Annotated in this window: 10 protein-coding genes and 1 tRNA gene; 4 read left to right on the top strand and 7 right to left on the bottom strand. The window is 42.8% G+C overall.

Annotated features, from left to right (window positions below; all coding sequences use genetic code 11):
- Window positions 1–31 precede the first annotated feature (31 nt).
- Window positions 32–685, top strand: coding sequence for a thymidine phosphorylase (locus tag HXT34_RS05870; RefSeq protein WP_415683538.1), 654 nt, complete (start codon window positions 32–34; stop codon window positions 683–685).
- A 313-nt stretch (window positions 686–998) separates the two neighbouring features.
- The gene (upp, locus tag HXT34_RS05875; protein WP_004136544.1) at window positions 999–1,637 is read left to right on the top strand and encodes a uracil phosphoribosyltransferase; all 639 of its coding nucleotides are present in this window, start codon (window positions 999–1,001) and stop codon (window positions 1,635–1,637) included.
- Between the two features lie 105 nt (window positions 1,638–1,742).
- Here upp and HXT34_RS05880 read toward each other — a convergent pair whose 3' ends face one another.
- The 6 genes from HXT34_RS05880 to ftsY form a co-directional block, all read right to left on the bottom strand.
- Window positions 1,743–2,537: a type 1 glutamine amidotransferase gene (locus HXT34_RS05880; RefSeq protein WP_421784825.1), complete on the bottom strand. Its 795-nt coding sequence runs from the start codon at window positions 2,535–2,537 to the stop codon at window positions 1,743–1,745.
- Between the two features lie 5 nt (window positions 2,538–2,542).
- Window positions 2,543–3,961, bottom strand: coding sequence for a MurT ligase domain-containing protein (locus tag HXT34_RS05885; RefSeq protein ID WP_421784827.1), 1,419 nt, complete (start codon window positions 3,959–3,961; stop codon window positions 2,543–2,545).
- A 15-nt stretch (window positions 3,962–3,976) separates the two neighbouring features.
- Complete coding sequence (gene dnaB / locus HXT34_RS05890) at window positions 3,977–5,437, bottom strand: replicative DNA helicase (protein ID WP_032835455.1); 1,461 nt, start codon at window positions 5,435–5,437, stop codon at window positions 3,977–3,979.
- Between the two features lie 65 nt (window positions 5,438–5,502).
- Window positions 5,503–6,864: an MATE family efflux transporter gene (locus HXT34_RS05895; protein WP_415683174.1), complete on the bottom strand. Its 1,362-nt coding sequence runs from the start codon at window positions 6,862–6,864 to the stop codon at window positions 5,503–5,505.
- Between the two features lie 416 nt (window positions 6,865–7,280).
- Entirely contained in the window at window positions 7,281–9,062 is a 1,782-nt protein-coding gene (locus HXT34_RS05900) for an ammonium transporter (protein ID WP_415683173.1), read from the bottom strand.
- 160 nt (window positions 9,063–9,222) lie between these two features.
- Window positions 9,223–10,404 carry a signal recognition particle-docking protein FtsY gene (gene ftsY, locus HXT34_RS05905; protein WP_415687070.1) on the bottom strand — a complete coding sequence of 394 codons (1,182 nt, stop codon included), beginning with the start codon at window positions 10,402–10,404 and terminating at the stop codon, window positions 9,223–9,225.
- A 187-nt stretch (window positions 10,405–10,591) separates the two neighbouring features.
- On the opposite strand from ftsY, the gene HXT34_RS05910 reads away from it, so the two are divergent.
- Together HXT34_RS05910 and HXT34_RS05915 are read left to right on the top strand one after the other, a co-directional pair.
- A complete protein-coding gene (locus tag HXT34_RS05910) occupies window positions 10,592–10,852 on the top strand; it encodes a glutaredoxin domain-containing protein (protein WP_415683172.1) in 261 nt (86 codons plus the stop codon).
- Window positions 10,853–10,923: 71 nt separating this feature from the next.
- Window positions 10,924–10,996, top strand: a tRNA-Lys gene (locus tag HXT34_RS05915).
- A 429-nt stretch (window positions 10,997–11,425) separates the two neighbouring features.
- Here HXT34_RS05915 and HXT34_RS05920 read toward each other — a convergent pair.
- Window positions 11,426–12,724, bottom strand: a complete 1,299-nt coding sequence (locus HXT34_RS05920) for an extracellular solute-binding protein (protein WP_415687069.1) — start codon at window positions 12,722–12,724, stop codon at window positions 11,426–11,428.
- Window positions 12,725–12,735 lie beyond the last annotated feature (11 nt).

Raw genomic sequence — 12,735 nt, forward strand, 5'->3', positions numbered from 1 at the left:
GAGTTCCATTCATTCAAGCAGATCTGCTTTTATGCCAAGCCCTACAGGAGCTGCCCGCCCAAGCCGGCCTGCACAAATGGATCCTGCAATGCTCGCGCAGATTGAAGGCGGCACAGATCCGCAGGTTGTAAACGAAATTAGTCACACTTCCGCTGCCGTTCTGCTTAACCGCGTTCATAAAACGCAGTCGCCGGAAATCGTTGAGCGCGTGCTGAATTTGGTTGAAAATGAGGGCATTGAAGTTATTGCAGATTTGTGGAGCCATGCGGAAGCAGAGTCTATTCCTGGAATGTTGTGGCGACTGTATTTATTGCGAATGTCGCTACGAAAACAGCGCGAAGCTTATGCTGAGTATTGGAGTCTTGGCGAACCTGAAACAACAAGCGCATCCGCTATTACAGGGATTGACGAAGCTCCTACAGGAGAGGATATTGCGCGACTTGCAGATTCTATTCTTTCTGGTGCTTTTACAGGCGATTTTGCTGTAGCGCTTTACCGATCTTCAGCTTTTACTTCGATTATTGCGCGCGGAATGCAAGTTTACGCAAAAAAGTTAGACGAACAAGCAAATACAATGCACACGCAGAAAATTGCAAAAGTTTTGCACATATCCGCAAATATGCACGCACTTTCGTTATCTTTTGCTCATGGAGCGAAATTATGGCGCGCAGGAAAGTTGGAATAAATTATTTGCGATTAAAATTATGCGGCGCGTGAAAATAGAAAACAAGGTATACTCAAAATGATGCTGGCTTGTGTTTAAGCCCCGGGCTCCATTTTTTGCCGCTGCGAGCGGCGTTTGCGCCGACAGGCGCTTTCGCAAGTCAGTATCGTTTCTGCTCTGAATCTCGAATTTTATATTTTAGATTTTATATTTTAGATTTTGCTAGCTAATTTTAGATAAAATATATATTTTTACTCACATTTGTTTATATTTCGCGCAAAAATAACGGCACGCCGATAGCTTAACATGCCATGCTTGCATTACCCTAGAAGGTATGGATCTTCATGTTTTACATCATCCGCTGGTGGACCACAAGCTCACCGTTTTGCGTGATAAGAATACACCTTCTAACATTTTCCGCGAGTTGGTTTCCGAATTGGTAACCCTCGAAGCATACGAAGCAACCCGCAATTTGGAAGTTAGCGATCGCGAGATTGAAACTCCTATTTGCAAGATGACTGGCAAGCATTTAAACCGCCCACGCCCAATGGTTGTGCCGGTTTTGCGCGCTGGTCTTGGCATGCTCGATGGCATGACTCGCCTTCTTCCAACCGCTGAGGTTGGATTCCTTGGCATGAAGCGCGACGAGCAGACGCTCGACATTGTCACTTATGCCAACCGTTTGCCAGAAGATTTGACCGGTCGTCAATGCTTCCTTCTTGACCCAATGCTTGCCACTGGTGGCACTCTTATTGCCGCTACGCATTATTTAGCTGAGCGCGGCGCTAAGGATGTTACTGCTATTAACATTTTGGCAGCCCCAGAAGGCTTAGAGCGCTTGGAGAAGGAACTTGATCCTTCCATCGATTTCAAGGTTGTTGTTTGCGCTGTTGACGAACATTTGAACGACAAAGCTTATATCGTTCCAGGTCTTGGCGACGCTGGCGATCGCTTGTATGGTTTGATTGACTAATATACTCACCAAATCAAGCGAAAACTAGAATATAAAAGCTAGAATCAAAAACTACAAAAAGCCTGCTGATTTGCAACACTTTGCAAGTTCAGCAGGCTTTTGTGTTTAGCGCGGACGAGTCACGGCCACTTCGCGAGCGCGATCGGCTAATTCGTCTAATTTAGCAATTTCCGCGCGTTGAGAATCAGTTTGCCTTGGCGAAAATTCGCCGTAACGATTTTGCGCAGCAGTACGAATTAAAAAGTCAGCCAGACGCGGATTTTTCGGCAAAACTGAGCCGTGCATATACGTTCCAATAACATTGTATTTGCGCGCTCCTTCCGTGTGATCTTTGCCATTATTACCGCAATTTTCACTATTAACCGAGCCAAGCGGCTGCGTGCCATCTTCCAAGCTTGTGCGCCCAGAATGGTTCTCGTATCCCACAATATCGCCAAAATCGGCGCTATGCTCCACAAGATTTCCAATCATACGCACGTCTTGACCAACCGTGTGCTCGCCGAGCACGCCAATTCCTTGAAGCTTTTGCCCCTCAACGGTTTCAAAATACTCTCCAAAAAGCTGGTAAAGTCCACAAATCATAAGCATTGGAACACCATCTTTTGCAAGCCCACGAATCGCGTCTGCGCGCGCAAATAAATCTTCAGTTACTCTACTTTGACCATGATCTTGACCGCCGCCACCAAGAATCATATCCACGTGTTCTGGCCATAAATCGCCAACATTGTACTCGTGTAGCACAGGCTCGTAGCCATACAATTCCGCTCGGCGCATAATCGTAAGCACATTCCCGTAATCCCCGTAAATATTCATGTCTTTCGGGTACAACGACACAATATCTAGCACGCGATTTTCTTCACAAGTAGCATTTGCTTTACTAATATCACTGGAACCATTCATGACAATTACTTCCCGACTCCAACGTCTTTAACTTCCGCAAGTTGTGCTAAAGCAGCGCGCACGCGAAGCATAGCAGTATACGTGCAATATATGCGCTTAGCATTTTTAGTATTGCCACTAAAATCGCCATTTACAAAAGCTTTAGCATCTTCTTCCAAATCCGTATTCACATTGCGAGCCTCAACCTTATCGTATTGCAACCGCAAAGCCATATCCCATGCGCGAGTGCCCGAAACACACGCAACTCCAGTGCCGCTAAAGCTTGCAAAATCAACGTCCCACAGCCAGCTCATGTCTCTACCGTCAGCGTATTCGTCACAAATTGCAATCATGGTATCGTGATTTTGCGGATGGTCCGAAGCAATCGCAAGTCTAAAACCAATAGGATTCTTCACTAAAACAAGCTCAACAGGAGCTCCATTAACTTCAATTACTTCTCCTCTACCAAAAGCAGGAGTTACGTGCGAAATCGCTTCCATAAGCGCATCGTCATCGAATTTTTGCAACGTAGAATTTTGTTTTTTAGCGTCCGCCAAGATAGCGCGAACTACTGCTGCTGCAGCAGCAGCGTTGAAAATGTTGTAAGCACCGTCGAGTTTTACAGATGTGGTTTTACGCTTGCCATCAAGTATAAACTCGGCCTCATGGTCTCCAACTTTTGAAAGCACAACGTCCGCTTTAGGAAGATTGTTAGCCTTGCTTTCTGCAGTATCTTCGCAATTTTCTCTTTTTTCGGCAGTATTGTGCAAATCATCATCCGTTGGGAACATGCTTTTTACTGCGTCATCCAAACCAAAATACCGCACACAAGTCTCGGAAGGAACAACTTTTGCAAGCGCGCAAATACGTGGATCTTCGCGATTTAGTACTACCGTTCCTTCAGTTGCTGCAGCTACGTTACTTAATAGTTTTGCAGTTGTGTCAATTTCGCCGAATCGATCGAGCTGATCTCGCATAACATTTAGCAATAAAGAGTAGCGAGGCTTGATTTGATTTACAAAATGCACTGCATACGCTTCATCGAGCTCTAAAACTGCAATATCCGCATTTAGTTTTGTGCCAAAAGCCGGCATTGTTTTTGCAAGAGCTGCCACTACTCCTCTAGTAAAGTTTGAACCGGTTGGATTAGTAAATACGTTAAGTCCTGCGTCGCGCAGCATAGAAGTTACCATACGCGTTGTGGTAGTTTTGCCATTAGTTCCGGAAATAAGAACTATTCCGTACGGCAATGCGGCAAGAGTACGCGCTAGAAAGCCAGAATCAAGGCTTTCAATAACTTTACCCGGCAATGCGCTTCCACCATGATGTAGCAGCCTAGAAAGCGCGCAAACAAGTTTACCAACAGCAGGCATTGCAAAACTGTACCAATGCTTATGCAAATTTCGGCGCAACTTTTTATGCGATTTATGGTCGCGGCTTGACATACTAAATCACACCCCTTATTGCTGGTAGTCTTGCGGCATATCCATGAACTTGGAAGTTGCACCCAAGAAGGCAAGATTAAACGTGTCAGTAGGGCCGTTACGATGCTTTGCCATAATAATATCTGCTTCGCCTGGGCGATCTTCCTTGTTGTAAAAATCAGGGCGATGCACAAGGAACACCACGTCAGCATCCTGCTCAATAGAACCAGATTCGCGCAAATCTGAAAGCTGTGGCTTCTTGTCGTTTCGCATTTCAGGTCCGCGGTTAAGCTGGCTCAAAGCCACAACTGGCACTTCAAGCTCTTTAGCAAGAAGCTTCAGCGCACGCGAGAATTCTGAAACTTCCTGCTGACGACTTTCCACGCGCTTGCCGGAACTCATCAGCTGAAGGTAATCAATAACTACCAGTTTCAGATCATTAGTTTGCTTCAAACGACGGCATTTTGCGCGAATTTCCATCAAGCTCATATTTGGACTGTCATCAATAAAAAGCGGAGCGTTTTGCATTTTTGTCCAAAAAGTATTAAGAGTATTCCAACGATCTGGAGTAATATCTTCTGCTCTTCGCATAGCAGCAAGCGGAATATTAGTTTCTGCAGCAATAATGCGCTGAGCCAATTCCACTTTGCTCATTTCTAGAGAGAACACAATAGACGTCATATTGTGGTGTAGTGCTGCTGAGCGCGCAAAATCAATGCCAAGTGTTGACTTACCCATAGCTGGACGACCAGCAACAACAATCATTTGGCCAGGTTGCAAACCTTGAGTAACTTCGTCAATATCTCTAAATCCAGTCGGCACACCTTGTTCAAGTTCGTGATTTTGCATTTTATCGAGCTGATCAAGTGTATTTTGCAAAACTGGGCCAATAGCAACATAATCTTGACGCACTTTGCCAGCACTCATCTCATACACTTCTGATTGCGCAAGATTTACAATATCTTCTGCCTGAGCTCCGGATGCAGAATAGCCCATTTGCGCAATTTTTGTGCCAGCAGTAATAACGTTACGAAGAACAGCATTTTGGTGCACAATATCTGCGTAGTACATTGCGTTTGCGGCTGTTGGCACAGAAGCTACTAGGCTGTGCAAATAGTCAGCTCCGCCAACTTTATCGAGATTTCCATCTTTCATTAATTCGTTAGCTACAAGCACAACGTCAACAGGCTGTGAGCCAGCGAAAAGCGTAAGAATAGCATCATAAATTGTTTGGTGCTGCGGTAAATAAAAATCTGATGTTTCAAGCAATTGAGACACTTCGCCAATAGCATCTTTGCTCATAAGCATTCCGCCAAGCACAGCCATTTCTGCATCGACATCGTGAGGAGGCACACGATCAAACAACGTAGCACCTACTTCGGCACCACGATTTGCAACGCCAGAACCATATGCAGAGGCGTCACCATTGCCACCACGATTGCTACCTGCGCGGATAACATTGCCTTTAGTAGATTGCCACATATCATTATCTGCCATAAAAACGAGTATAAACGCGCGCACGTATTATGAAAAAACGTAAATGTATTAACACAAAACTTTATTTACATTTTTAGCGCAGAATCCATCCACGTATCATTTCTTATGCGCAAACTATTGCCTATTGCACGCCCCCCAATATAAACAGCATTTAAAACAACCCATAAAGTAATAGTTCTTACCACGTCATTAGCATCGACGACGACATCAAAAACGCTTGTGAGCGCCAAAAATGTTAAATAGACGGCAGCCATTACTGAGCAAGCTTTTGCTAAGTAACGGTGATCACCTGCGCCAATTAATACGCCATCTAGTGCCCACATCCATCCGGCAAGAGGCAAGAACAATCCTAATATTGTCATGCCTACAGAAATTAAAAACTGAATATCTGTATGCTGACTAAATAGTGGCGCGCAACTCCAACCCACGAAAATCATGAATAAACCGACTCCTACGCTGCTTACAGCTCCCACTTGAGCACAAATACGCGTAATCATTCCTGCGCGCTTACGACAGCCTGCACCTAGCGCTGCAGCAACAATAGTCTGCGCAGCAATACCAATTGCATCCAAAATATTCATAACAAAATTCCAACAGGAATTAGCAACCTGATACGCGGCGAGAGTATTAGTACCGAGATGAGTCGCAGTAACAACCGTAGCTACCATGCACACGCGCAATGCAAGTGTACGAACAAACAAAGGCATACCAGTTCCAGCAGAATGTAGAATATGCTGGAAATGCGGTTTGAGACGCGCACCACTTTGAGTAGCCCAAATAACTGCAGGAATGGTGAGAACAAGTCCCATATACCATTGTGCAATCATTGTTGCAATACCAGAACCAGCGATTCCCATGTTGAGACCAAATACTGCGATTACATCGAGAATGGTATTTAGAACAGCTCCACTTACAGCAGCAAATAATGTTATGCGCACGTTGCAAAGACCGCGAAATATGCCATTTGCTGCATACACGAGCAGCATCGCAGGCAATCCGGGCATAACCATTTGTGTGTACACAATAGCATTTTGCAACGTAGAGCCACGCGCGCCTATTGCGTAACATAACGGTTCAGCGGCGAAAATAAGTATGACTGTAAGAATTATGCCGAGCAATAATGCAAGCCACAATCCATCCATGCCAATGCTAAAACCTTCTCGACGCTTACCTGCGCCTAAAAGACGCGCAACCTGTGAAGTTGTATTGTAAGCCAAAAATAAGCAAAGACCTGTAGTAGTAAGAAGTACCGTTGATCCAATAGAAAGACCTGCTAGAGCGCTTTTGCCAATGTGACCAATAATAGCAGTGTCAATAAGTACAAATGCCGGCTCAGATATGAGCTGTCCAAAAGTTGGTACGGCTAGTAGCCAAATATTGCGCAATACGTCTTTTTTGTCCTGGTTATCCAACTTTTGATTTGTCATAATGCTTCATTCTACTGCTACTTTGTCACGCTTGCATAAAAGAAGATTGCAATTGCTAACAAATTTTATGCAAAAGTAATTGCGAGTGAAGTAACACAAATATGTGTAAATCGCAAATAAAAATATTATTTTAAAAAGTTATCCGCAGGATATCCACAATGTTATCCCCACTATGTGGATAAATTTGTGTGATATCCACGTAGACACGCCTAAAATGTGGATAACTTATCTTTTTTATCCACATCAAGCAATTCGTGCGTGTCATATTAATAACTTATTCACTAAAAATAACTTATTAATTAAAAACTTGATTTTAAATTAGCAAAAATAACAAAACCGCATATCTTAGATAAGACATGCGGTTTATATCAGAAACTCGAACTTGCTTCTAAACAATAGCGCCTACGCACATGCGTCTATTCTTTAGCACTATTATTTCGTTTCTCTGTTTTCTTATTATTTTGCGCTGGTTTATCTTTTTCTACAGTTTCAGACTCTTCTTCAGAAGAAGACTCTTTTTGCTCAACTTCAGATTTAGTATCATCAGCCTTAGAATCACCTTGTTCAGAATTCGCCTCAGATTGATCAGCCATAAAATCAGATTGTTCAACCTCATTTTCGCTCATATCAATATCAACGGAAGTAAGAACAGCCATTTGAGTCTTATCTGCATCATCATCTGCAACAGCAACTACAGCGCCATCGTGACTTTGTGCAATAGAAGAAAAATCGTAAGCACGTTCTCCTTGATCAGCTAAATCAACGCCCTTACGTTCCTTAGCTTCCGAGATGCGCCATCCAAAAAGCTTTTCAAGAACAAAAGCTAGCACTGCAGTTACGGCACCTGCATAAAGAACCGTAATTCCAATCAAGCACAGTTGCGCAACTAACTGATGCCAGTCGCCAACAGCAAGTAATCCGGAACCATCAGCAAATAAGCCTACTGCAAGCACACCAATAAGCGCAGCAACACCATTAACGCTAACTACATGCAAAGCGCCATCGTAGCGCACAAAAGTACGAGAGTGAGTTACTAAAGAAGTAATAACACCCGAAAGAACACCCAAAACTAAAGCCCACAATGGAGCAATAACATCCGCGGCTGCAGCGCTTGCAGCTAATCCAGCCATGACGCCAGACGCAGCTCCCAAAGCAGTAAAGCATCCAGAGTGTAAACGTTCAGTCACGCCCCAGGCAAGCATTGAAGCAGAAGCAGTTATTGTGGAACTCACCCAAGCATAACCCGCAACTCCAGGAACACCTGCAGAAGAACCAATCATTAACCCAAGCCAACCGAACCAAATCAAGAAAACGCCAAGCATAACAAAAGGAACATTATGTGGCTGGCGAGCAGCAACACCATTTTCAACTGCTGACTGCGTTGCAGTGGATTCAGCAGCAACTTCAGTTACTGTAGCAACTGGAGAGACAACAGTCTCACTAGCGGCATTTTTAGCATGCTCAACATCAGCCCACAATGCGCGCGATAAACGACTTTTAGAATTACGCGAATTAGTAGCTCCAGAATTAGCATTGCCACTCGTATGCGCAACCTTCTTAATATGCAAAACAAAGCGCTTAAGAGGGAAGTGAGCGTGTCCGCCAATAATCATAACAATCGCAAAAGCCGAAACAGCCGCAGCAATATGCAATATAGAGCCACCTGCGAAATCATGCACTGAAATACCTAACGCCTGTGAAATAGCACCATTAGGCGAAAGTAAGCCACCACCGCACACCATATGTGCTAATGGAGCGAATACTAAAGTAATCCATACAGCTACGAAAATAAGCCAAATAGCGTAACGCACTCGACCGGCTAGAGCTCCGGTGATAAGAGCTACTGCAACTACCGCACATGCTAAACGAAAAGCTGCAGGAATGCCGCCAGATAGCCCAGAATTTGCGTCCATAGACGTAAACACACCGTGATCTGCCACCATCGAATCACGGAATAGCAAACCACTCAATGGATCACCTATAACACCGCCAGCCATATCTTTGCCAGCAAAAGCTAACGACCATCCCCACAGCGTCCAAACCAGTGTGGTTACAGCAATAGCGCCAGCTGAAAGCATCATCATATTCACCATGGAAGTAGCGCGTTCGCGACCTCCATAGAACAGGGCAATACCCGGCGTAATAATAAACACCAATGCGCCAGCCAACAATGCCCATTGCGGATCCATTGTGGTCATTTTTCACCTCAATTATTTGAAACAGCGCAACAATACATCGTTGCAACTTAAGTATTACTTATATAACTATTGTACCGAGAAACCCTTATAGCCAAAACTCATAGAAGAACTTTAATGGAACATTAAAAACTACCATTCGTGCAGCTACAAATGTTCAGCATTAAGCGAGCAAACCGTCTACGAAGCTTTGAGCATCAAACGGCATCAAATCATCTGGCCCTTCGCCAAGACCTACTAGCTTAACCGGCACGCCAAGTTCGCGTTGAACAGCTATAACAATTCCACCTTTAGCAGAACCATCGAGCTTAGTAAGAACTACGCCCGTAATGCCAATAGCTTCAGCAAACACTTTTGCTTGCGACATGCCATTTTGACCAGTAGTAGCATCCAATACCAGCAATACTTCATCAACAGGCATAGTTTTTTCTATAACCCTACGAATTTTGCCAAGCTCTTCCATCAAATTTGCTTTATTTTGCAAACGACCAGCAGTATCCACAATCAATAAATCAGCTTGCTCTTCCTTCGCCTTATTTGCAGCAATAAAAGCAACAGAAGCAGGATCAGCACCGTCTTTATCTGCACGAACAACTGGCACGCTTACTGCAGATGCCCAAGTTTCAAGTTGATCAGCTGCAGCCGCACGAAAAGTATCTGCTGCAGCAAACATTACTGAACGTTTTTTAGCAATAAACAATCGCGCTAACTTTCCAGCAGTAGTGGTTTTACCGGTGCCATTAACGCCGACCATCATAATAACGCTAGGATGATGCGCATCTGATTTATCTGCGTTTAAGCGTCGATCAGCATCTTCATCTACTATTTTCAAAAGTTTCGTACGCAATGCTGAATGCACATCTTCTGCACTAGAGGTGCCAGCAATGCGTGCATCTTTGCGTAGATCTTCTACTAATTCTTCACTAGCTCGAGAACCAACATCGGCCATAAGAAGAGTATCTTCTACATCTTCCCAATCTTCTTCCGAAAGATGATCCTTGCTTATGATATTAAACAATGCACGACCAAATGGATTTGCACTATGAGACAAACGTTCGCGAAGACGCTTAATACGCGAAGAGGTGCTTTCTGGCAATGATTCAGACTTCGCTTCTTCATTGCGCTCAACAGCAACGTCACTTTCTATCTGCTTTTCAGATTGTTTTGTGCCGCGCGCTTTAGATTTGCTCGTATCGATTGAGCTATTAACGCTTTTAGGAATTACTGGCCCATGACTATTGCTGTGAATGCGCAAAATCACTGCAACTGTTACCAATAAGATTGCAATAACAACAGCTGCAACCGCAAACCAAATTAGCATGTTCATATCCATAACCATGTTCATGACATCAAGACTATGAAAGTCAAGGGACACTAGCAATACATTTCACTATTTTTTCTCATCTTTGTCACACTTCAACATCAATATGTCTAGGTACACCTGCATCTATTACACTAATAAAAGTCGTAATAAATAGCGCTAGTTATTATTACGCAAAATTTGAATTCACTAAATAATTGAGGAGGATTTTATGTCAGATCAGCCTACCGTAAATGTATACGGTGCAGATTGGTGCGGAGATTGCAAACGTGCGAAAGCTGCACTAACCCAGTACGGAGTAGCATTTATTTGGCATGATATTGAAACAGAAGAGGGCGCTGAAGAAAAAGCGATTGAAATTAGCAATCAAAAGCATATTCCAGTTGTTACTTTTGCAGATAATACTTTTATGGTTGAGCCATCAGCAACACAAATAAAAGCAAAACTTGAGTCACTCGGAATACTGCAATAAATGTATGTAACACGCATAAGTTAACACGATATTCACTTCGTCGATTGAATGTAGTACACTTGGCATTTGTTGCCCCTTTAGCTCAATTGGCAGAGCAGAGTCCTTTTAAGTCTTGGGTTGTGGGTTCGAGTCCCACAGGGGGCACTTTTTTATACCTTAAGCACACAGCCGAGAGCGTATAAGTATGTTTATTACAACACTAATGGCTTGTAGATTAGTTAATCCAAATAATCGGCTAGTACAGAATCTTAGGGTTATAGGTCAAAAGCGTGTAAAGTGTGTAAGAAATCATGTTTTAGGTCTTGCAATACAAGCATTTTGCGATAATTAAATCTGCTTTCTGCACATTCGCCACCAAGACAAAAATGTGTAAAAATAAACTCATAACAACTACGGCAGTAGGGCTCGTAGTATATCGAATGCGGATTATTTTTATGTTCTGTGGCATTCGAAGCATTCATTAGCTGAATATTTAACAATAAATCGTCACAAACTCTGTTACTAACGCAGAGTATCCATCAGCTGAGCTTTACACACTTTTGGAGCCTATAACCCGAATCTTAGTTAATTTAATTATCGGTCGGAATGGTATAATTGAAGTCCTTGATTTAAATCATCTATAAGTTTGTCAGCATCATCGTAACTTGCTTCACCTTTTGCTATTGTCTTGCCGAACTTTTGCATAGGATCCCAAAAAGCATACATTTCAGGTATTGTCGGCTGAAGAATAGAAGTGCGCGCAATAACTTTCATTTCTGCTTCGGCTGCAGCATCAGCTTTACCAACAAACTTACTAAGCCTTTTATCTGATGGCACCGTGCCTGTTTTTTCAAAAGATACTTTTTGAGAGTTTTTTGACCCAAGAAATGCTGCAAATTTAGCAGCAGCTTTTTTATAAGAAGAGTTAGGATTGAAACCAAAATCACGCGATCCAGAAAAAGCTTTCATCTGGAATTCTCCAATCTTAGTTTTAAACTTTGGAAGGCTAGTTGCAGCATAGTTAGATCCAAGAATCTTTTTCACTTCACTTGCACTCCATGTTCCGGAAAAAATCGCGTCCACAGAACCTTTCCTAAGGCTTTTAAGCTCCCTTCCATTACCACCTAAAACAAAATTACTGTTTCTTGTTAGATCAATAATATATTGCGTTATAGCAACAGCTTTCTTATTGAACTTTATACCTTTACTTGCATCATTCCCATTTTTGCCAAAGAATGATACAGCCCCATCAGAATAGAATCCAGCAAGATACCACGCATTACTAATATCAAAAGCTACTTTGCCTTTTGCAATCATCTTATCTAAAGACTTAACATCGTCAGGTGTGAATTTTGATTTGTTGTAATACATTAGCCATGAGTTAGTTGTATACGGAACGCCGTATAGCTTTCCATCCGTGTAGGTAACTCCACGAACCACTACATCATCATTCTGCTTTTTTACTTGTTTAACAGCGTACGGCGGAAGTTCGCCCAATTTGCCAAGTTTTAATAACTCTATCATCATATCATTGCAGTAACAGAAAACATCAGGACTTTCGCTATTATTATTCATTTTTAATGCAGGATCCTGAGACTCAACCACGCTATTTTTAAAAGTTATTTTGTATTCCGGATGGATTTTCTGAAATTTTTCTTCCATCTGCGCAACCCAACTATTGTCTTTGCTACTTGACCATACGGTTAGATTAACGTCCGTAACTTTCTTAGGTTTAGTAGGTTTTTTCTTCTTGTGCTTTACTATTTTCTTACTACCACTAAAAGATATTTCGTCACTGTAAGACTGATTGACACTATCGTTCCCACAGGAAGAAAAGCTCATGAGTATTACTATTGCAAAAATGCTACAAAATAGTTTCTTAAATTGACTCATTTCACTCTCCC

Origin of the sequence: Gardnerella sp. DNF00983 (assembly GCF_049244265.1) — a bacterium.
Taxonomy (GTDB): domain Bacteria; phylum Actinomycetota; class Actinomycetes; order Actinomycetales; family Bifidobacteriaceae; genus Bifidobacterium; species Bifidobacterium vaginale_J.